The sequence below is a fragment of the Rhizorhabdus dicambivorans genome, from assembly GCF_002355275.1.
GTDB classification, from domain to species: Bacteria; Pseudomonadota; Alphaproteobacteria; order Sphingomonadales; family Sphingomonadaceae; genus Rhizorhabdus; species Rhizorhabdus dicambivorans.
Genome location: NZ_CP023449.1, coordinates 1,667,349 through 1,686,809, shown reverse-complemented (window position 1 = coordinate 1,686,809; position 19,461 = coordinate 1,667,349). Strand labels below are relative to the sequence as shown.

31 protein-coding genes are annotated in these 19,461 nt (G+C 64.9%); 1 reads left to right on the top strand and 30 read right to left on the bottom strand.

Translation table 11 applies throughout. The annotated features are described in order from the left end of the window. Positions 1-14: 14 nt before the first annotated feature. The 4 genes from rplQ to rpsM form a co-directional block, all read right to left on the bottom strand. Positions 15-437 (bottom strand): 50S ribosomal protein L17, encoded by a 423-nt coding sequence (gene rplQ / locus CMV14_RS08115; protein WP_066966313.1) that lies wholly within the window; start codon positions 435-437, stop codon positions 15-17. 141 nt (positions 438-578) lie between these two features. Further along, the gene (locus CMV14_RS08110) at positions 579-1,640 is read right to left on the bottom strand and encodes a DNA-directed RNA polymerase subunit alpha (protein ID WP_066966315.1); all 1,062 of its coding nucleotides are present in this window, start codon (positions 1,638-1,640) and stop codon (positions 579-581) included. A gap of 104 nt (positions 1,641-1,744) precedes the next feature. Continuing rightward, positions 1,745-2,134: a 30S ribosomal protein S11 gene (rpsK, locus tag CMV14_RS08105; protein WP_011952170.1), complete on the bottom strand. Its 390-nt coding sequence runs from the start codon at positions 2,132-2,134 to the stop codon at positions 1,745-1,747. Between the two features lie 85 nt (positions 2,135-2,219). Then, a complete protein-coding gene (gene rpsM / locus CMV14_RS08100) occupies positions 2,220-2,588 on the bottom strand; it encodes a 30S ribosomal protein S13 (protein WP_066966550.1) in 369 nt (122 codons plus the stop codon). Positions 2,589-2,964: 376 nt separating this feature from the next. On the opposite strand from rpsM, the gene CMV14_RS08095 reads away from it, so the two are divergent. Next, positions 2,965-4,080 (top strand): acyltransferase family protein, encoded by a 1,116-nt coding sequence (locus CMV14_RS08095; RefSeq protein ID WP_066966554.1) that lies wholly within the window; start codon positions 2,965-2,967, stop codon positions 4,078-4,080. Between the two features lie 38 nt (positions 4,081-4,118). Here CMV14_RS08095 and gdhA read toward each other — a convergent pair whose 3' ends face one another. The 26 genes from gdhA to tuf form a co-directional block, all read right to left on the bottom strand. Continuing rightward, positions 4,119-5,480 carry an NADP-specific glutamate dehydrogenase gene (gene gdhA / locus CMV14_RS08090; protein WP_066966318.1) on the bottom strand — a complete coding sequence of 454 codons (1,362 nt, stop codon included), beginning with the start codon at positions 5,478-5,480 and terminating at the stop codon, positions 4,119-4,121. A gap of 189 nt (positions 5,481-5,669) precedes the next feature. After that, positions 5,670-5,888, bottom strand: coding sequence for a hypothetical protein (locus tag CMV14_RS08085; protein WP_139114741.1), 219 nt, complete (start codon positions 5,886-5,888; stop codon positions 5,670-5,672). 141 nt (positions 5,889-6,029) lie between these two features. Further along, on the bottom strand, positions 6,030-6,677 hold the full coding sequence (locus CMV14_RS08080) for an adenylate kinase (RefSeq protein WP_066966324.1): 648 nt from the start codon (positions 6,675-6,677) through the stop codon (positions 6,030-6,032). Beyond that, positions 6,674-8,041 (bottom strand): preprotein translocase subunit SecY, encoded by a 1,368-nt coding sequence (gene secY / locus CMV14_RS08075; protein ID WP_066966326.1) that lies wholly within the window; start codon positions 8,039-8,041, stop codon positions 6,674-6,676. The genes CMV14_RS08080 and secY overlap by 4 nt, the downstream gene beginning before the upstream one ends. A 111-nt stretch (positions 8,042-8,152) precedes the next feature. Next, positions 8,153-8,707, bottom strand: a complete 555-nt coding sequence (rplO, locus tag CMV14_RS08070) for a 50S ribosomal protein L15 (protein ID WP_066966329.1) — start codon at positions 8,705-8,707, stop codon at positions 8,153-8,155. 108 nt (positions 8,708-8,815) lie between these two features. Beyond that, positions 8,816-8,998: a 50S ribosomal protein L30 gene (rpmD, locus tag CMV14_RS08065; RefSeq protein WP_066966332.1), complete on the bottom strand. Its 183-nt coding sequence runs from the start codon at positions 8,996-8,998 to the stop codon at positions 8,816-8,818. Between the two features lie 6 nt (positions 8,999-9,004). Then, positions 9,005-9,721, bottom strand: coding sequence for a 30S ribosomal protein S5 (rpsE, locus tag CMV14_RS08060; protein ID WP_083215989.1), 717 nt, complete (start codon positions 9,719-9,721; stop codon positions 9,005-9,007). Then, positions 9,722-10,078 carry a 50S ribosomal protein L18 gene (rplR, locus tag CMV14_RS08055; RefSeq protein WP_066966335.1) on the bottom strand — a complete coding sequence of 119 codons (357 nt, stop codon included), beginning with the start codon at positions 10,076-10,078 and terminating at the stop codon, positions 9,722-9,724. Continuing rightward, entirely contained in the window at positions 10,078-10,611 is a 534-nt protein-coding gene (gene rplF, locus CMV14_RS08050; RefSeq protein ID WP_066966338.1) for a 50S ribosomal protein L6, read from the bottom strand. Before rplF ends, rplR begins: the two co-directional genes overlap by 1 nt. Beyond that, positions 10,611-11,006: a 30S ribosomal protein S8 gene (gene rpsH, locus CMV14_RS08045; protein WP_066966342.1), complete on the bottom strand. Its 396-nt coding sequence runs from the start codon at positions 11,004-11,006 to the stop codon at positions 10,611-10,613. Before rpsH ends, rplF begins: the two co-directional genes overlap by 1 nt. A 12-nt stretch (positions 11,007-11,018) precedes the next feature. After that, positions 11,019-11,324, bottom strand: a complete 306-nt coding sequence (gene rpsN, locus CMV14_RS08040; RefSeq protein WP_066966345.1) for a 30S ribosomal protein S14 — start codon at positions 11,322-11,324, stop codon at positions 11,019-11,021. Between the two features lie 31 nt (positions 11,325-11,355). Further along, complete coding sequence (gene rplE / locus CMV14_RS08035) at positions 11,356-11,937, bottom strand: 50S ribosomal protein L5 (RefSeq protein WP_066966348.1); 582 nt, start codon at positions 11,935-11,937, stop codon at positions 11,356-11,358. After that, positions 11,930-12,247 (bottom strand): 50S ribosomal protein L24, encoded by a 318-nt coding sequence (rplX, locus tag CMV14_RS08030; RefSeq protein ID WP_066966351.1) that lies wholly within the window; start codon positions 12,245-12,247, stop codon positions 11,930-11,932. Before rplX ends, rplE begins: the two co-directional genes overlap by 8 nt. Beyond that, entirely contained in the window at positions 12,247-12,618 is a 372-nt protein-coding gene (gene rplN, locus CMV14_RS08025) for a 50S ribosomal protein L14 (protein WP_011952186.1), read from the bottom strand. The genes rplX and rplN overlap by 1 nt, the downstream gene beginning before the upstream one ends. A gap of 19 nt (positions 12,619-12,637) precedes the next feature. Then, positions 12,638-12,898 (bottom strand): 30S ribosomal protein S17, encoded by a 261-nt coding sequence (rpsQ, locus tag CMV14_RS08020; RefSeq protein WP_066966354.1) that lies wholly within the window; start codon positions 12,896-12,898, stop codon positions 12,638-12,640. Positions 12,899-12,910: 12 nt separating this feature from the next. Then, positions 12,911-13,114 carry a 50S ribosomal protein L29 gene (rpmC, locus tag CMV14_RS08015; RefSeq protein WP_011952188.1) on the bottom strand — a complete coding sequence of 68 codons (204 nt, stop codon included), beginning with the start codon at positions 13,112-13,114 and terminating at the stop codon, positions 12,911-12,913. 1 nt (position 13,115) lies between these two features. Beyond that, on the bottom strand, positions 13,116-13,547 hold the full coding sequence (rplP, locus tag CMV14_RS08010) for a 50S ribosomal protein L16 (protein ID WP_066966357.1): 432 nt from the start codon (positions 13,545-13,547) through the stop codon (positions 13,116-13,118). A 62-nt stretch (positions 13,548-13,609) separates the two neighbouring features. Next, on the bottom strand, positions 13,610-14,305 hold the full coding sequence (gene rpsC, locus CMV14_RS08005) for a 30S ribosomal protein S3 (protein WP_066966360.1): 696 nt from the start codon (positions 14,303-14,305) through the stop codon (positions 13,610-13,612). 1 nt (position 14,306) lies between these two features. Beyond that, complete coding sequence (gene rplV / locus CMV14_RS08000) at positions 14,307-14,690, bottom strand: 50S ribosomal protein L22 (RefSeq protein ID WP_066966363.1); 384 nt, start codon at positions 14,688-14,690, stop codon at positions 14,307-14,309. Beyond that, positions 14,690-14,962, bottom strand: coding sequence for a 30S ribosomal protein S19 (gene rpsS, locus CMV14_RS07995; protein WP_046194320.1), 273 nt, complete (start codon positions 14,960-14,962; stop codon positions 14,690-14,692). Before rpsS ends, rplV begins: the two co-directional genes overlap by 1 nt. Positions 14,963-14,965: 3 nt before the next feature. Then, positions 14,966-15,802: a 50S ribosomal protein L2 gene (rplB, locus tag CMV14_RS07990; RefSeq protein WP_066966365.1), complete on the bottom strand. Its 837-nt coding sequence runs from the start codon at positions 15,800-15,802 to the stop codon at positions 14,966-14,968. Between the two features lie 4 nt (positions 15,803-15,806). Further along, positions 15,807-16,121 (bottom strand): 50S ribosomal protein L23, encoded by a 315-nt coding sequence (locus CMV14_RS07985; protein ID WP_066966368.1) that lies wholly within the window; start codon positions 16,119-16,121, stop codon positions 15,807-15,809. After that, complete coding sequence (rplD, locus tag CMV14_RS07980) at positions 16,114-16,740, bottom strand: 50S ribosomal protein L4 (RefSeq protein ID WP_066966369.1); 627 nt, start codon at positions 16,738-16,740, stop codon at positions 16,114-16,116. Before rplD ends, CMV14_RS07985 begins: the two co-directional genes overlap by 8 nt. 2 nt (positions 16,741-16,742) lie before the next feature. After that, the gene (gene rplC, locus CMV14_RS07975; protein ID WP_066966559.1) at positions 16,743-17,498 is read right to left on the bottom strand and encodes a 50S ribosomal protein L3; all 756 of its coding nucleotides are present in this window, start codon (positions 17,496-17,498) and stop codon (positions 16,743-16,745) included. A 271-nt stretch (positions 17,499-17,769) separates the two neighbouring features. Continuing rightward, positions 17,770-18,081 carry a 30S ribosomal protein S10 gene (gene rpsJ / locus CMV14_RS07970; protein ID WP_011952197.1) on the bottom strand — a complete coding sequence of 104 codons (312 nt, stop codon included), beginning with the start codon at positions 18,079-18,081 and terminating at the stop codon, positions 17,770-17,772. A gap of 117 nt (positions 18,082-18,198) precedes the next feature. Next, a complete protein-coding gene (tuf, locus tag CMV14_RS07965; RefSeq protein WP_066966372.1) occupies positions 18,199-19,389 on the bottom strand; it encodes an elongation factor Tu in 1,191 nt (396 codons plus the stop codon). Between the last annotated feature and the right edge of the window lie 72 nt (positions 19,390-19,461).

Below are 19,461 nucleotides of genomic sequence, written 5' to 3'. Positions count from 1 at the left end.
TGCGGGGCCCGGGATCACGCCGCGTCGGCGAAATCATCGTCACCGGCGACCGGGCCCGAATCCTGGCCCTTGGCCGACACGTCGCGGTCGACGAACTCGATGATCGCCATCGGGGCGGCGTCCGAGGCGCGGATGCCGGCCTTGATGACGCGGGTGTAGCCGCCGTTGCGCGACGCGTAGCGCTCGGCCAGCACCTCGAACAGCTTCTTCAGCTGGGTGTCGTCGAGCAGCCGCGCATGGGCGAGGCGGCGATTGGCGAGACCGCCCTTCTTGGCCAGCGTCACCAGCTTCTCGACATAGGGGCGAAGCTCCTTCGCCTTGGCGAGGGTGGTGAGGATCTGCTCATGCTTGATGAGCGCCGCCGACTGGTTGCGGAACAGGGCGGTACGATGGGATGCGGTCCGCTGAAGCTTACGACCGCCAACGCGATGGCGCATGGTATCTTTCCTTCGTTCGTCAGGGGGCCGTGCGAGGTACCCCAAGCCAGGCGGTGATTGAGGGCACCGCCCTTACCCTGTCTCTTCGGCCCTCGACGCCGCCCCGGTGAAGCGGGTGCGGCGCTGAGCGATACCGCCCGATCAGAATTCCTGTTCGAGCTTCTTGGCCATTTCCTCAATATTCTCGGGCGGCCAGCCGGGGATTTCCATGCCCAGGCGCAGCCCCATCGAGGCGAGGACCTCCTTGATCTCGTTGAGCGACTTGCGGCCGAAGTTCGGCGTGCGCAGCATCTCGGCCTCGGTCTTCTGGACCAGATCGCCGATGTAGATGATGTTGTCGTTCTTGAGGCAGTTGGCCGAACGGACGCTGAGCTCCAGCTCGTCGACCTTCTTGAGCAGGTAACGGTTGAGCTGGTTGGCATCGCCTTCCGGCTCCGCGCCGCCCTGCACCGAGGCGGCGGCACCGGCCTGCGGGGCCGACAGCGCCATACCGTCGTCGAAATGGACGAACAGCTGGAGCTGGTCCTGCAGGATGCGCGCCGAATAGGCCAGCGCGTCCTCCGGGGTGACGGTGCCGTCGGTCTCGATCGTCAGGGTGAGCTTGTCGTAATCAAGCTCCTGGCCGACGCGGGTGTTCTCCACCTTGTAGGCGACCTGACGGACCGGCGAGTAGAGCGAGTCGACCGGGATCAGGCCGATCGGCGCGTCGACCGGACGGTTCGCCGCCGCGGTGACATAGCCCTTGCCGACGTCGGCGGTGAGTTCCATGTTCAGCGTCGCGCCATCGTCGAGATGGCAGATCACCAGATCGGAGTTCATCACCTCGATGTCGCCGGTCGCCGCGATCATGCCCGCGGTGACCTCGGCCGGGCCGGTCGCCGAAAGCTGGAGGCGCTTCGGACCGTCGCCCTGCATCCGCAGGGCGATCTGCTTGACGTTCAGCACGATATCGGTGACGTCCTCGCGGACGCCGGCGAGGCTCGAGAACTCATGCAGCACATTCTCGATCTTGATCGAGGTGACGGCCGCGCCCTGCAGCGAGGACAGCAGCACGCGGCGCAACGAGTTGCCCAGCGTCAGGCCAAAGCCGCGCTCGAGCGGCTCGGCGACGAAGGTCGCCTTGCGCTTGCCATCGCCGCCCGACTTCTTTTCGAGGCCGTTCGGCTTCTTGAGTTCCTGCCAGTTCTTTGCGTTGACAGCCACTGTGTTCCCCTCGGGGTATGGCAGGAAGCGGGAGGCCGCCTGCCGGAAAAACTGGAGAAATTAGTGGGGGGCCCAGCCCCCCTTGCCAGGTCGGACCCGCAGGATCAGACGCGGCGGCGCTTCGACGGGCGGACGCCGTTGTGCGGGATCGGCGTCACGTCGCGGATCGACGTGATGTGGAAGCCGACCGCCTGCAGCGCGCGCAGCGCCGACTCACGACCCGAACCGGGGCCCTTGACCTCGACCTCGAGGGTGCGGACGCCATGCTCGGCGGCCTTCTTGCCGGCATCCTCGGCCGCGACCTGCGCGGCATAGGGGGTCGACTTGCGGCTGCCCTTGAAGCCCATCATGCCCGCCGACGACCAAGCGATCGCATTGCCCTGCGCGTCGGTGATGGTGATCATGGTGTTGTTGAAGCTGGCGTTCACATGGGCGACGCCGGCGGTGATGTTCTTGCGCTCGCGACGGCGAATGCGCTGAGGTTCACGTGCCATCTGTTCGTTCCTGACCTAATCTCGTGACACCGAAGTGGCCGCTCGCTGCGCCTGCCTCCGGCGGAGTAAAACGTCTCCCGACGTCTTACTTCTTCTTGCCGGCGATCGGCTTGGCCTTGCCCTTGCGGGTGCGCGCATTGGTGTGCGTGCGCTGGCCACGGACCGGCAGGCCCTTGCGGTGACGCAGGCCGCGATAGCAGGCCAGGTCCATCAGGCGCTTGATGTTCATCGCCACCTGGCGGCGCAGATCGCCCTCGACGGTGTAACCGGCGTCGATGGCTTCACGGATCTGCAGGATCTCCTGATCGCTCAGGTCCTGGACGCGGCGCTGGCGCTCGATGCCCAGCTTGGTGGTGATTTCCTTGGCCTTGGCCGAACCAATGCCGTGGATATAGGTCAGCGCGATTTCGACGCGCTTGTTGGTCGGGATATTGACACCCGCAATACGTGCCACTGTGCTATTCTCCTGCTCCACGGGGCGGTTGGCTTGCCGCCCCATCTCGACGCTCGCCCCATCGGACCGGGGCCGCCTCCCACAACGCAAGAACGACGGCACGCGCACGTAGCGGCACCGGGCGGAGCGGTATGGGAGCGAGCGTCACTAAAGCGCGCGACAACAGCTGTCAAGCGCGTGGCAGGAGCGAATCTGCATCGCCCGCCCTCGGCACGCAAGCAGGTGCCGGCTTGGGAGGGACGGGTTTCCCTGCTTATAAGACGAAACGATGGCGAAAGGAATGGCTATGGGGATCGGCGGGCTCGGATGGGCGTGGACATATGCCGTTCCATCCGCCGCCGGCGCCGTGACGGGCCGCTAGCCGGTGGCGCGGGCGTTGCTCATCCCCGCCGAGCGCGGGCGCTTCTATCGGAACAATTTCGACGCGATCCGACTTGCCATGGCCCTGCTGGTGGTGTTCTCGCACAGCTTCGCGCTGCGGTTCGGCACCGAGGATTTCGAGCCGATGTCGCTGGCCACCAACGGCCATTACAACAGCGGCAATGTCGGCGTGTGGGTGTTCTTCGTCATCAGCGGTTTCCTGATCGCGCACAGCCATGAGCGGTCGACGTCGATCGGCAGCTATGCGGCCAAGCGGATCAGACGCATTTATCCGGCTTATCTGGTTGCCACCTCGGCCTGCGCCTTCCTGGTGACGCCGCTGTTCGCCCCCCCGGGCTGGTCGCTGACCGCGGCCGAGGCGGCGCGGACGATCGGCGCCAACCTGCTGCTCGCCAATCATTTCCCGATCCCGGACCTGTTCGCCGGCAACCCGGTTCCCGCCGTCAACGGCGCGCTGTGGAGCATCCGGTTCGAATTCCTCTGCTATATCGGGGTAGCCCTGAGCGGGCTGGTCGCGCTGCGGCTGCGCCGGCATGTCCTGCCGCTGGTCTATGTCGCGATCGTCCTGACCTGGTGCTGGCTCGATGTCACCGGCCGCAAGCCGGGTGGGCCCGACTGGCTGCGCGAGGCGATCGGCTGGCCCTACGCCTGGTTCCGGGTGCTGCCCAATTTCCTCGCGGGGATGATCGTCTATCATTGGCGGGCTCACATACCGCGCTCGACCGCGCTGCTGGCGGCATTGCTGGCGGGCGCCTTGCTGGGCTTCCATCTCGGCGGCCACCGCCCCGCCGGCCTCATCGCCGCGCATCTGCTCGGCCCGCCCGCCATCGCCTATGCGGTCTTCTGGCTCGCCTATCACCCGCGGATCGACCTCAGCCGCGCCGCGCGCTTCGGCGACTTCTCCTACGGCACCTATCTCTACGCCTACACCATCCAGCAGATGCTGGTCGCGACCACCGCCCTGCCCTTCGCGTCGTTCATCCTGCTGTCGATGGCGCTGGCGCTGGGCGCCGGGGTGGCGAGCTGGTGGCTGGTCGAGCGCCACTTCCTGCCGCATGGCCGCAAGCCGGCGCGGCACGGGCCCGAAAGGAAAGAGGCGCCCGCTTCGTAAAGCGGACGCCCCTTCCTGTTCAGCAATTCGGCGACGGATCAGACGACGCCATAGGCGAGCATCGCGTCGGCCACCTTCTTGAAGCCGGCGATGTTGGCGCCCTTCACATAATCGATGTGATCGGTGCCGGCCGAGCCGCCATATTCGAGGCAGCGGCCATGGATGCCCTGCATGATGTCCAGCAGGAGGCGCTGAAGCTCCTCCTCCTTCCACGAGATGCGGGCCGAGTTCTGGCTCATCTCGAGGCCCGAGACCGCGACGCCGCCGGCATTGGCGGCCTTGCCCGGCGCGAACAGCACCTTGGCCTTCTTGAAGACATGGGTGCCTTCAAGCGTGGTCGGCATGTTGGCGCCCTCGGCAACCGCGATGACGCCGTTCTTGACCAGGGTCTTGGCCTCTTCCTCATTCAGCTCGTTCTGCGTCGCGCAGGGCACCGCCACGTCGCAGGGCACGCCCCAGGGACGCGCGCCATTGCCGTGGAACTCGGCGCCCTTGAACTCCTTCACATATTCGGAAATGCGGCCGCGGCGGACATTCTTGAGCTCCTTGACCCAGTTCACCTTCTCCTGGGTGATGCCCTCCGGATCGTAGATATAGCCTTCGGAGTCCGACAGGGTCAGCACCTTGCCGCCGAGCTGGTTGATCTTCTCCGCCGCATGGGTCGCGACGTTGCCCGAGCCCGAGACGACGGCATTGAGGCCGACCAGATCCTTGCCCTTGTGCTTGAGCATCTCGTGCAGGAAGTAGACCGCGCCATAGCCGGTCGCCTCGGTGCGGATCAGCGAGCCGCCATATTCGAGGCCCTTGCCGGTCAGCACGCCGGTGAACTCGTTGGTCAGGCGCTTATACTGGCCGAACATGTAGCCGATCTCGCGGCCACCCACGCCGATGTCGCCGGCGGGAACGTCAACGTCCGCGCCGATGTGGCGATAGAGCTCGTTCATGAAGCTCTGGCAGAAGCGCATCACCTCATTGGGGCTCTTGCCCTTCGGGTTGAAGTTCGATCCGCCCTTGCCGCCGCCCATGGGCAGGCCGGTCAGCGCGTTCTTGAAGGTCTGCTCGAAGGCGAGGAACTTCAGCACGCTCTCGGTCACCGAGGGGTGGAAGCGGATGCCGCCCTTATAGGGCCCGATCGAATTGTTGTTCTGGACGCGCCAACCGCGCTGGACGCGGATATTGCCCTTGTCGTCTTCCCAGCACACGCGGAAGCTGATCACCCGGTCCGGCTCCGCGATGCGGCGCAGGATCTGATATTTGTGATACTGTTCCTTGTCGGCGATGAAATCGAAAATATCTTCGGCGACTTCCTGCACCGCCTGCGCGAATTCCGGCTGCCCCGGATTGCGCTTCTTCACCCCCTCGACGAATCCCGCGAGGTCGACATGATCTGAAACGGCCATATGATTTTTCCCCTGCTCCTCAGATCCAAGCCCTGTCCCGTGGGACTCGGCATCCGTGGACGCTAGGCATCCCGCGATTCACGCGCCTGAGCAAGGACTTTCAGCAGCCATTTGCATGTGTTTTTTCAGCCCCTTGGGCCGAATTGCCACGCCCCCGAAACCATTTCGTCAGAAAAGCATCGCGCGATGCTACCAGTGGCCCCAGAAGCTGAGGATGCTGTCCAGCACCGTGACCGGGGCGCCAAGGCCGATATAGAGGATCACCGCCAGGATGAGCAGCAGCGCCGCCCAGTGATAGGCGCGCTGGAAAAGGCTGAACAACAGGGTCAGCCACGCGACGGTTTCGCGCTGGGCCGATGAGGCCCGCCGCCGTCTCCTTCGCCGCCGCCTGACCGGTTGCTGTTCCATGCGGAAGGAACCATGCACCAAGTGGATGCAAAGCCAAAGCGGCTTTGTGTCCATAAGCGATCCAGGCCCGACGGATGCCGCTTCGGCAATCCCGCCCGGCTGGGGCTCGAGCGTTCCGGCGATTGCCGGAACGCCATGAGATCAGCTGTCGAGGATGGCCACGACGGCCGCCGAGACCTGGTCCATCTCGGCCATGCCGTCGACCCGCTTCACCAGGCCGCGTGCCTCGTAGATCGGCAGGATCGGCGCGGTCTTCGCGCGATACTCCGCCATGCGGGTACGCACCGTCGCCTCATTGTCGTCGGGACGGCGCTTGAACTCGGTCGAACCGCACTTGTCGCAGGTGCCGGCGGCCCGGGGCTGCTTGAACCGGTCGTGATAGCCTTCGCCGCACTGGGCGCAGGTGTAGCGCCCGGTGATGCGTTCGACGAGCGCATCCTCGTCGACCTCGAGCTCGATCACATGATCGAGGCCGCGACCCCGGCTCTTGAGGATCTCGTCCAGCGAAACGGCCTGCGCCTCGGTGCGCGGATAGCCGTCGAAGATCGCGCCCTCGCCGGCCGCCATGCTATCGAGCTTCTCGCCGATCAGGCCCGAGACGATCTCGTCCGAAACCAGTTCTCCGGCATCCATGACAGCCTTGGCCTTCAGGCCGATCGGCGTACCCGCCTTCACCGCCGCGCGCAGCATGTCTCCGGTGGAGAGCTGCACCATGCCGCGATCGGCCACGAGTTTCGACGCCTGGGTACCCTTACCGGCGCCGGGCGGTCCCAGCAGGATGATATTCAACGGCGCATTCCCCCCTTGAGTTTGGCTTTCTTGATGAGGTCACCATATTGGTGCGCGAGAAGGTGGCTCTGGATCTGCGTTACCGTGTCGATGGTGACGTTGACGACGATCAGCAGGCTGGTGCCGCCCAGCGCCAGGCCCAGCCCATATTGCGCGGTGACCCATTCGGGCACCAGGCAGATGAAGGTCAGATAGGCCGCGCCGATCACGGTGATGCGGGTCAGCACATAATCCAGATAATCGGCGGTGTTCTTGCCCGGGCGGATGCCGGGAATGAAGCCGCCATGGCGCTTGAGATTGTCCGCCGTCTCCTCCGGGTTGAAGACAACCGCGGTGTAGAAGAAGCAGAAGAAGATGATCCCCGCCGCATAGAGCCCCATGTAGAGCGGCGTGCCGTGGTGGAGATACTGGTTGAGCGAGATGATGAAGTCGCCCCAGGCACTCTCGCCCTGCGCACGCTGACCGGCGAACTGGCTGACCGTCAGCGGCATCAGCAGCAGCGACGAGGCGAAGATCGGCGGGATCACGTTGGCGGTGTTGATCTTGAGCGGCAGATGGCTCTTGTCGGCCTGCATCATGCCGCGCTGGGTCTGGCGCTTGGGATACTGGATCAGCACCCGGCGCTGCGCGCGCTCCATGAAGACGATGCCCGCGACCAGCGCGATCACGCCGACCACCGCCGCGACGATGAACATCGCCGAGAGCGATCCGGTGCGGCCGCCCTCGAACAGATTGGCAAGCGCGGTCGGCAGCTGCGAGACGATGCCCGCCATGATGATCAGCGAGACGCCATTGCCGATGCCCCGGCTGGTGATCTGCTCACCGAGCCACATCAGGAACATGGTGCCGCCGATCAGCGAGATGACGGTCGTCAGGCGGAAGAGATAGGGGTCGATGACCACCGCCTCCATGCCGGCGCTGGCGCCCCAGCCCTCCAGGCCGACCGCGATGAAATAGCCCTGGATGCCGGTCAGCAGGACCGTGCCGTAGCGGGTGTACTGGTTGAGCTTCTTGCGCCCGCTTTCGCCTTCCTTCTTCAGCGCGCCGAGGGTCGGCGACAGCGAGGTGGCGAGCTGGACCACGATCGAGGCGGTGATGTAGGGCATCACGCCGAGCGCGATCAGCGACATGCGGGTCAGCGAGCCGCCCGAGAAGGCGTTGAAGAAATCGAGCACGCCGCCCTTGGTCGTCTCGAACAGCGACTGGAGCACGCGCGGGTCGAGGCCCGGCAGCGGCACATGGCTGAGCAGCCGGAAGATGATCAGCGCGCCCAGGGTGAACCATAGGCGCTTCTTGAGCTCGGTCGCCTTGGCGAACTGACCCAGACTGATGTTGGCGGCCATTTGTTCGGCTGCGGATGCCATGTTGTTCTCTGACCCCGAAAAAGGAAACGGCGGCAGACCATATTGGTCACGCCGCCGCCTCATATAGTCTATGGTTCGGGCTTGTCATGCCCCCGAATGAGGAAGCGACGATCAGGCCTTGCTGGCCGCCTTCTTCGCTTCCTTGTCGGCGGCACGCGCCTTCTGGACCGTGCGGTGCTTGGCGGCGGCCTTCTCGGCGGCCGGAACCACCTCGATCACGTCCACCGAACCACCGGCCTTCTCGATCGCCGCGCGGGCACCGGCGGAGACGCCGGCCACCTTGAACGACAGCTTGGCCGAGAGCTCGCCCTTGCCCAGGATGCGCACGCCGTCCTTGCCGCCACGGGCGACGCCGGCCGCCTTCAGCGCTTCATGGTCGATCACGCCGCCGGTCTCCAGCTTGCCGCCATCGACCAGCTTCTGGATCGCGCCCAGGTTCACCTCGGCATAGTCCTTGGCGAAGATGTTGTTGAAGCCGCGCTTCGGGATCCGCATGTGCAGCGGCATCTGGCCGCCCTCGAAGCCGTTGATCGAGACGCCCGAGCGGCTCGTCTGGCCCTTCTGGCCGCGGCCGGCGGTCTTGCCCAGGCCGGAGCCGATGCCGCGTCCGACACGGACCCGGCCCTTGCGGGCGCCTGCATTGTCGCGGAGATCGTTGAGTTTCATATCGTGCACTCGCTTTCGCTATGTTCGCGCTAGAATAGAGGAAGGGGGCGATTAGCCCCCTTCAACCTTTTTGACCAGCCCCGAAAGGACCGGCGGATCGATCGAGGATCAGTCCTCGACCTTCACCATATGCTGGACCTTGGCGATCATGCCGCGCACCTCGGGGGTGTCGGCCAGTTCGCGGGTCTTGTGCATCTTGTTCAGGCCGAGACCGATCAGCGTTGCGCGCTGGTCGGTCGGACGGCGGATCGGCGAACCGGTCTGCGTCACCTTGATGGTCTTGCCAGCCATGATCGATTACTCCGTGATCGCGGCCGCATCGGCCTCGGCAGCCTGGGCCGAAGCACCGCCACGACCCAGCAGGTCGGCGATCTTCTTGCCACGGCGCTGCGACACCGACTTCGGCGACGTCTGATCGGCGAGCGCCTCGAAGGTCGCCCGGATCATGTTGTAGGGGTTCGAGGTGCCGACCGACTTGGTCACGACGTCATGGACGCCCAGGCTCTCGAAGATCGCGCGCATCGGACCGCCGGCGATGATGCCGGTGCCCGGAGGCGCGGTGCGGACCGTCACGCGGCCGGCGCCGAAATGGCCCTTGCCGTCATGATGCAGGGTGCGGCCCTCGCGCAGCGGCACGCGGACCATCGCCTTCTTGGCGGCGGCGGTCGCCTTCGAGATCGCCTCCGGCACTTCGCGGGCCTTGCCGTGGCCGAAGCCCGCGCGGCCCTTGCCGTCGCCGACCACGACCAGCGCGGCGAAGCCGAAGCGCTTGCCGCCCTTCACGGTCTTCGAGACGCGGTTGATGTGAACGAGCTTCTCGATCAGTTCCTCGCCCTGATCGTCCGCATTCTTGTTGCGGTCGTCACGACGGCCACGGCCGCCTTCACGGCCACGGCCACCACGGTCGTTGCCGCCACGGCCACGGCCACCGCGGCCGCGACGCTCGCCCTGGCCTTCGGCGCCGGGAATGGCTTCGGCCGGAGCGCCCGCCTGGATTTCGGTTTCGTCAGCCATTTAGAACTCCAATCCGCCTTCGCGGGCCGCATCGGCCAGCGCCTTGACGCGACCATGGAACAGGAAGCCGCCGCGATCGAACACCACCTGGGTGACGCCCGCCGCCTTGGCACGCTCGGCGACCGCCTTGCCGACCGAAGCCGCGGCATCGGTGGTGGCGCCGGTCTTGCCCTTCAGATCCTTGTCGAGGGTCGAGGCCGAGGCGACCGTGCGGCCGGCCTCGTCGTCGATCACCTGGGCATAGATGTGACGGCCCGAACGATGCACCGAAAGGCGCGGACGGATACCGCCACGGGCGCGCAGCGCGGTGCGGACGCGCCGACGGCGGCGCTCGAAGAGAGAGAGACCCTTGCTCATTACTTCTTCTTCCCTTCCTTGCGGAAGATATACTCGCCGGCGTATTTGATGCCCTTGCCCTTGTACGGCTCGGGCTTGCGCCAACGGCGGATTTCCGCGGCCACCTGGCCAACCTGCTGCTTGTCGATGCCCGAGATCTGGACCGTGGTCTGATCGGGGGTGGCGATCGTGATCCCCTCGGGGATCGCGAAATCGACATCGTGGCTGTAGCCGAGCTGCAGCTTCAGGTTCTTGCCCTGGACATTGGCGCGGTAGCCGACGCCGGTGATCTGGAGGGTCTTGGAATAGCCCTCGGTCACGCCGGTGATCAGGTTCTGCACCAGGGTCCGCTGCATGCCCCAGAAGGAACGCGAACGCTTGGTGTCGTTGATCGGCTGGACCGAAATCGAACCGTCCTCGACCGCATAGCTGACCTCGTCGGCCAGCGCGATGCTGAGCGTGCCCTTCGGACCCTTGACCGAGAGCGTCTTGCCCTCGATCGCGGCGGTGACGCCCGCCGGCACGGGGACCGGCTTCTTACCGATGCGGCTCATCAGAAGACCTCCGCGAGAACCTCGCCGCCGACATTCTGTTCGCGCGCTTCCGCGTCAGACAGAACACCCTTCGGCGTCGAGACGATGCTGATACCCAGACCGTTGCGGATCCGCGGCAGTTCCTTCGAACCCGAATAGACGCGGCGGCCCGGCTTGGAGACACGGGCGACATGCTGGATCGCAGGCTGCCCTTCGAAATATTTCAGCTCGATGCGCAGGCCATTGTGGCCGGCGACGTCTTCCTCGCTGTAGCCACGGATGTAGCCTTCACGCTGAAGCACGTCGAGCACGCGGGCGCGCAGCTTGGACGCGGGGGAAACCACGCTGTCCTTGCGGGCGCGCTGCCCGTTGCGGATGCGGGTGAGCAGGTCACCCAGGGGATCGGTCAGAGCCATCTTCTCGGTTCCTTACCAGCTCGACTTGGTGACGCCGGGGATCAGGCCCTTGTTGGCCAGCTCCCGGAGCTGCACACGGCAAAGCCGGAACTTGCGATAATAAGCGCGAGGACGGCCCGTCACTTCGCACCGGTTGCGCACACGGGTCGGGTTCGCATTGCGCGGGATCTCGGCGAGCTTCAGGCGCGCGATCAGGCGCTCCGTCTCGTCCTTGCTCTCGTCGTCCGCGATCGCCTTGAGGCGCGCATATTTGCCCGCATAAGCCTTCACCAGCTTCTTGCGACGCTCGTTCTTGTTGATCGAACTCAGTTTCGCCATGACTTAAGTTCTTCCTTATCCAGCAGGCCGCTTAAGCGGCCTGCTTCTGGTCCTGATTTTCCACCGGGAAGGGGAAGCCGAACAGGCGCAGCAGCTCGCGCGCCTCATCGTCGGTCTTCGCCGTGGTGGCGATGATGACATCCATGCCGCGGATCTTGTCGACCTTGTCGTAGCTGATCTCCGGGAAGATCAGCTGTTCCTTTAGGCCGGTGGCATAGTTGCCGCGGCCGTCGAACGACTTGGGGTTGAGACCACGGAAGTCGCGAACGCGCGGAAGCGCGATCGTCACGAACCGGTCGAGGAACTCGTACATGCGCTCGCGGCGGAGGGTGACCTTCGCGCCGATCGGCATGCCCTCGCGCAGCTTGAACTGCGCGATCGACTTCTTCGCCTTGGTGATGACGGCCTTCTGGCCCGCGATCAGGGTCATTTCCTGCGCGGCCTGCTCGACCTTCTTCTTGTCCTGGGTGGCCTCACCAACGCCCATGTTCAGGACGATCTTGGTGATCTTCGGCACTTCCATGGCATTCTTGTAACCGAACTTCTCGGTCATCGCCTTGACGATCGTCTCGTCATACAGCTTCCGGAAGCGCGGGGTGTAGGCCTCAGCCATTGATCGTCTCCCCGGTCTTGACCGCGACGCGGACCTTCTTGCCGTCCTGCACTTCGAAGCGCACGCGGGTCGGCTTGCCGTCGGCGGTCGCGATCGCGACCTTCGAGACATGCATCGGCGCCTCGACGCGCTCCAGGCCACCCTGCGGGTTCGCCTGGCTCGGCTTGCGATGGCGGGTCGAGACGTTGACGCCCGACACGATCACCTTGGCCTCCTTGGGGAAGGCCTTCGTGACTTCGCCGGTCTTGCCCTTGTCCTTGCCGGACAGGACGACGACTTTGTCACCCTTCTTGATCTTCAGCGCGGACATCACAGCACCTCAGGGGCGAGCGAGATGATCTTCATGTGGTTCTTGGCACGGAGCTCGCGGACCACCGGGCCGAAGATGCGGGTGCCGATCGGCTCGCCGCTGTTCTTGTTGATCAGGACGGCGGCATTGCCATCGAACCGGATCGTCGAACCGTCGGGACGATGGATGTCCTTGGCGGTGCGGACGATGACCGCGCGATGCACGTCACCCTTCTTGACCTTGCCGCGCGGAGCCGCTTCCTTGATCGAGACGACGATCACGTCGCCCACGGTCGCGAAACGACGCTTGGAACCGCCCAGCACCTTGATGCACTGCACCCTCTTGGCACCGCTGTTGTCAGCGACGTCGAGGTTCGTCTGCATCTGGATCATTGTTCAGACCCTTCCTTGATCAGGCGTGGTTCGGCGTCGCGTGGGTATCAACCCGCCCGATCACCTTCCACGACTTGAGCTTCGAAATCGGCGCGGTCTCTTCGATGCGCACCGTCTCGCCCTCACGAAACTCATTGGTCTCGTCATGGGCGTGATACTTCTTCGACCGCTTGATGATCTTGCCGTACATCGCGTGCTTCACGCGACGTTCGACCTTCACCACGACGGTCTTGTCGGTCTTGTCGGAGACCACCGTTCCGGTCAGCACGCGCTTCGGCATGGCTGGAGCTCCTTACTTCGCGGCCGCAGCGGCACGCTGCGTCTGCAGGGTCTTGATCTGCGCGATGGTCCGGCGGACCTCCTTCACGCGGCTCGGCTTCTCGAGCTGGCTGGTCGCCGCCTGGAAGCGCAGGTTGAACTGCTCGCGCTTCAGTTCACCCAGATCCTGGGCGAGCTGATCGTCGGTCTTGGCAGTGAGATCGGCAATCTTGGCCATCTTATGCGTCCTCGTAGATCGACTCGCCGAAGCGGGCGACGACCTTGGTCTTGATCGGCAGCTTCTCCATCGCGCGCTCGAAGGCGACGCGGGCGAGCGGGCCGGGCACGCCGTCCAGTTCGAACAGGATACGGCCGGGCTTGACGCGGGCCGCCCAGAATTCCGGCGAACCCTTACCCGAGCCCATGCGGACTTCGGCCGGCTTCGACGACACCGGAACGTCCGGGAACACGCGGATCCACAAACGCCCCTGGCGCTTGATGTGGCGGGTGATCGCGCGGCGGGCCGCCTCGATCTGGCGCGCGGTGATCCGGTCCGGCTCGAGGGCCTTGAGGCCGAACGCGCCGAAGTTCAGCGTCGCGCCGCCCGGCGCGTTGCCATGGATGCGGCCCTTATGGGCCTTGCGGAATTTGGTGCGCTTTGGTTGCAGCATTTTCTATCGCCTTCTGACACCGATTGTCCGGTCGATCAGGCGACGCCGTAAGGGGAGACCCCTTACCGCGCCGGCCGGACCCCCGACGTCTGAGCTTCCATCATGAGCCGGTCCTGGGCCAGCGGATCATGGCCGAGGATCTCACCCTTGAAGATCCAGACCTTGATCCCGCACACGCCATAGGCGGTGTGGGCTTCGGCTTCGGCATAGTCGACATTCGCGCGCAACGTGTGCAGCGGCACACGGCCCTCGCGATACCATTCGGTCCGCGCGATCTCCGCGCCGCCGAGGCGGCCGGCGCAGGTGATGCGGATGCCCTCGGCACCGAGACGCAGCGCCGACTGAACCGCGCGCTTCATCGCGCGACGGAAGGCGATGCGGCGCTCGAGCTGGTCGGCGACGCCCTGGGCCACGAGCTTCGAGTCGATCTCGGGCTTGCGGATCTCGACGATGTTCAGCGAGACTTCCGACGAGGTCATCTTGCCGAGCGCGCGGCGCAGTTTTTCGATGTCTGCGCCCTTCTTGCCGATGATCACGCCCGGACGGGCGGCATAGACCGAGATGCGGCACAGCTTGGCCGGACGCTCGATCACGACCTTCGAGATCGCGGCCTGCGGGATCGCCTTCATGATGTGCTTGCGGATCTTGAGATCCTCGAGCAGCAGGCGGCCGTAGTCGGCGCCGTCGGCATACCAGCGGCTGTCCCAGGTGCGGTTGATCTGCAGCCGCATGCCGATGGGGTTGGACTTCTGACCCATGTTATTCAGCCTCTTCCTGCTGCTCGCGAACGACGACCCGGAGGCGCGCGAACGGCTTGATGATGCGGGTCGACTTGCCGCGGCCGCGGGTGGCGAAGCGCTTCATGACGATCGACTTGCCGACCGAAGCTTCCTTCACGACGAGCGCGTCGACGTCGAGATTGTGGTTGTTCTCGGCATTGGCGATCGCCGAGGCGAGCACCTTGCGCACGTCCACAGCCATCGCCTTCGTCGAGAAGGAGAGGATGTTGAGCGCGTCGCCGGCCTTCTTGCCGCGGATCAGGCCCGCGACGAGATTGAGCTTGTACGGGCTGCCGCGAACGGTGGTGGCGACCGCAAGGGCCTCCTTCTCACCGACCCGGCGCGGAGCTGCGGGCTTCGACATCAGCGCTTACCCTTCTTGTCGGCGTGACCGGGGAAGTAGCGCGTCGGCGCGAACTCACCCAGCTTGTGACCAACCATGTCCTCGTTGACCGAGACAGGCACGAACTTGCGGCCGTTGTAGACGTTGAACGTGAGCCCAACGAACTGCGGCAGGATGGTCGAGCGACGCGACCAGGTCTTGATCGGAGCGCGCGCGCCACTGTCCTGAGCGCCTTCCGCCTTCCGGAGAAGGTGGAGATCGACGAACGGACCTTTCCAGACGGAACGGGCCATGGATTACCTCTTCTTCTTCGCGTGGCGCGAACGGATGATGAACTTGTCGGTCGCCTTGTTGTGGCGGGTCCGCGCACCCTTAGTGGGCTTGCCCCACGGGGTGACCGGATGACGGCCGCCCGAGGTGCGGCCTTCACCGCCGCCATGCGGGTGGTCGACCGGGTTCTTGGCGACGCCGCGCGTCAGCGGGCGCTTGCCCAGCCAGCGGTTGCGGCCGGCCTTGGCCAGGTTCTGGTTGGCGTTGTCCGGGTTGGACACGGCACCGACGGTGCACATGCAGTCCGAGCGGATGTAACGCTGCTCGCCCGAGTTCAGGCGGACCATCACCATGCCCTTGTCGCGGCCGACGATCTGCACATAGGTGCCCGCCGCACGCGCGATCTGACCGCCCTTGCCGGGCTTCATCTCGACATTGTGGACGATCGTGCCGACCGGAGCCTGGCCGATCTCCATCGCGTTGCCCGGCTTGGTGTCGGTCTTCTTGCCCGCGACGATGACGTCGCCGGCCGCCAGACGCTGCGGCGCGATGATGTAGGCCACCTCGCCGTCCTCATACTTCACCAGCGCGATGAAGGCCGAACGGTTGGGGTCATATTCCAGATGCTCGACGGTCGCGGGCTGATCCCACTTGCGACGCTTGAAGTCGATGATCCGGTACTTCTGCTTGTGGCCGCCAGCGATGCCGCGCGCGGTGGCGTGGCCCTGGTTGTTGCGGCCACCCGACTTGCGCTTGCCTTCGGTCAGCGCCTTGACCGGCTTGCCCTTGAACAGGCTCGACTTGTCGACGAGGATCAGGCCGCGGCGGGCCGGGCTCGTCGGGTTATAATGCTTCAGCGCCATGGCGTCAGATTCCCGTCGTCACGTCGATGGACTGGCCTTCGGCCAGCGTCACGATCGCCTTCTTCACGTCGGAGCGCTTGTAGGGCGTGCCCTTCCAGCGCTTCGTCTTGCCCTTGGAGACGATCGTGTTCACGCCAGTGACCTTGACGTTGAACAGCGCCTCGATCGCGGCCTTGATCTCCGGCTTGCTGGCATCGCCGGCAACCTGGAACACCACGGCGTTATGCTCGGAGAGCAGCGTCGTCTTTTCGGTGATGTGCGGCCGCAGCACCACATCATAATGGCGGTTGTCCACCACGGCTTCCTGCTTCTTAGCCATTGAAACGCGCCTCCAGCTTCTCGACCGCGGCGCGCGTCAGCACCAGCGTTTCATGCTTCAGAATGTCGTACACATTGGCACCGACGGCGGGCATCACATTGAGCTTCGGGATGTTCGAAGACGCCAGCGCGAAACCGTTGTCGACCATGTCGCCATCGATCACGAGGGTGGTGTTGCCGAAGCCCAGCTTGCCGATCTGCGCGAGCAGCGACTTCGTCTTGAACTCCTTGACCGTCAGCGTGTCCAGGATCAGCAGCTTGCCGTCCTTGGCCTTCGACGAGAGCGCCATCTTCAGGCCGAGCGCACGAACCTTCTTGTTCAGCGACGGGTTGAAGTCGCGAACGCGGGGACCATGGGCTTTACCGCCGCCGATGAAGATCGGGGCGCGGCGATCGCCGTGACGAGCGGTACCGCCGCCCTTCTGGCGACCGAACTTCTTGCCCGAACGGGCGACGTCCGAACGCTCGCGGGCGGCGCGGGCGGTGCCGCGGCGCTTTTCGAGCTGCCAGGTGACGACGCGGTGGAGGATGTCCGCACGCGGCTCGAGAGCGAAAATCTCGTCGTTGAGCTCGATGTCGCCCGATGCCTTGGCGTCGAGGGTCTGAACCTTGACCTTCATGATCAGCCCTCCTGGCCTTCGGCCGCTTCGGGAGCTGCGGTCTCTTCCGCAGGCGTCTCGGCGGGCGCGTTGTTGCTGTTGGCCGCAGCCTTCAGACCGGCCGGGTACGGCGCATCCTTGTGCGCCGGAACCTTGACCGAGTCCTTGACGAGGAGCCAGGTGCCCTTCGAGCCCGGGACCGAGCCGCGGACGAAGAGGAGGCCGCGCTCGGCGTCGGTCTGGACGATTTCGAGGTTCTGCTGGGTGCGGTTCTTGTCACCCATGTGACCGGCCATCTTCTTGTTCTTGAAGACGCGGCCCGGATCCTGGCGGTTACCGGTTGAACCGAGCGAACGGTGCGAGACCGAGACGCCGTGGGTGGCGCGCAGACCGCCGAAGCCCCAGCGCTTCATGCCGCCCGCGAAACCCTTGCCCTGGGTCTTGCCCGAGATGTCGACGAGCTGGCCCGCGACGAAATGGTCGGCCGACAGTTCGGCGCCAACGTCCAGCAGGCCGTCTTCCGACACGCGGAACTCGACGAGGATCGCCTTCGGCTCCACTTCGGCCTTGCCGAAATGGCCGCGCTCCGGCTTGGTGAGATTCTTCGGCTTGGCCGAGCCGGCGCCGAGCTGGACGGCGGCATAGCCGTCACGGTCGACTTCGCGGCGAGCCACGACCTGTACATTCTCCAGCGCCAGGACGGTGACCGGCACGTGCCGACCGTCTTCCTGGAACAGGCGGGTCATCCCCATCTTCTTCGCGATCACGCCAGTGCGCATGATCTGCTCCTTCCACAACAGAGGCTCGCGTTAGCGGCGAGCGTGCCAACGAAAAAAGCCTCGGCATAAACCGAAGCTTCCAGCCCAATTTCGATTGCCCCCGCCCGGGCTCGGTTCTTCCGCATCACTGCGAAAAGGCGGGGACCAGGGCACCGGCAACGTTCCGAGGAACCAGGCCGGTCGGTATCCCTACTTTTCCGTCATTTCCCGATCCCAAGGATACGGAAATGACGAACGCGGGGACGAATCATCCCCGCGTGGAGCCGGCCTCTTAGGCCAGTTTGATCTCGACATCAACACCCGCGGCGAGATCGAGCTTCATCAGCGCGTCGACGGTCTGCGGGGTGGGCTGCACGATGTCCAGCAGCCGCTTGTAGGTGCGCACCTCGAACTGCTCACGCGACTTCTTGTCGATGTGCGGACCGCGGTTGACGGTGAACTTCTCGATGCGGGTGGGCAGCGGGATAGGACCACGGATGAGGGCGCCGGTACGGCGGGCGGTGTCGGCGATGTCGCCGGTGGCCTGATCGAGCACGCGATGGTCGAATGCCTTCAGGCGAATGCGGATATTCTGCGTTTCCATGTCCTACACCGATGCGAAAGAGCCGTGCGACGTTTCCGTCGCTTCTATTAATAGTCAAAAAAGGAACCGGCCGACCCCGCGAGGGGGGCCGGCCGGCCCGATTCCTGTGTGCCTATATTACTTCGCGATGGAGCTGACAACCCCGGCGCCGACGGTACGGCCGCCTTCGCGGATCGAGAAGCGGAGACCCTCTTCCATCGCGATCGGAGCGATCAGCTTGACGCCGAGCTTAACATTGTCGCCGGGCATGACCATCTCGGTGCCCTCGGGCAGTTCGACGGTGCCGGTGACGTCGGTCGTGCGGAAGTAGAACTGCGGACGATAGTTCGCGAAGAACGGCGTGTGACGGCCACCCTCTTCCTTCGACAGCACATAGACCTCCGACGAGAAGTCGGTGTGCGGCTTGATCGAACCCGGCTTGCAGAGAACCTGGCCACGCTCGACCTCTTCACGGCCGACGCCGCGGATCAGCGCGCCGATGTTGTCGCCCGCCTGGCCGCTGTCGAGCAGCTTGCGGAACATCTCTACACCGGTGACGGTGGTCTTGCGGGTGTCCTTGATGCCGACGATCTCGACTTCCTCGCCGACCTTGACCTGGCCGGTCTCGACGCGGCCGGTGACGACCGTGCCGCGACCCGAGATCGAGAACACGTCTTCGATCGGCATCAGGAAGGGCTTGTCGAGCGGACGATCGGGCTGCGGGATATATTCGTCGACGGCGGCCATCAGCTTGAGGACGGCGTTCTTGCCGATCTCGTCGTTCGAACCGTCGAGCGCCTTGACCGCCGAACCCTGGATGACGGGGATGTCGTCGCCCGGGAAGTCGTAGGACGACAGCAGCTCGCGGATCTCGAGCTCGACGAGCTCCAGGATCTCGGGATCGTCGACCAGATCGACCTTGTTCATGAACACGACAAGCGCGGGCACGCCGACCTGGCGGGCGAGCAGGATGTGCTCACGGGTCTGCGGCATCGGGCCGTCGGTGGCCGACACGACCAGGATGCCGCCGTCCATCTGCGCGGCGCCGGTGATCATGTTCTTCACATAGTCGGCGTGGCCGGGGCAATCGACGTGCGCATAGTGGCGCTTCTCGGTCTCATACTCGACATGGGCGGTCGAGATGGTGATGCCGCGCTCGCGCTCCTCGGGAGCCTTGTCGATGTTGGCATAGTCGACGAAGGTCGCGCCGCCGGTCTCGGCGAGCACCTTGGTGATGGCAGCCGTCAGCGAGGTCTTGCCATGGTCGACGTGACCGATGGTGCCGATGTTGCAGTGCGGCTTGGTCCGCTCAAACTTAGCCTTAGCCATTTTTCGCCTCTTCTTTTCGAATCAATTGCCGGACTCGCCGCCCGTTGCGGACGCGCCCATAACCAGAAATTT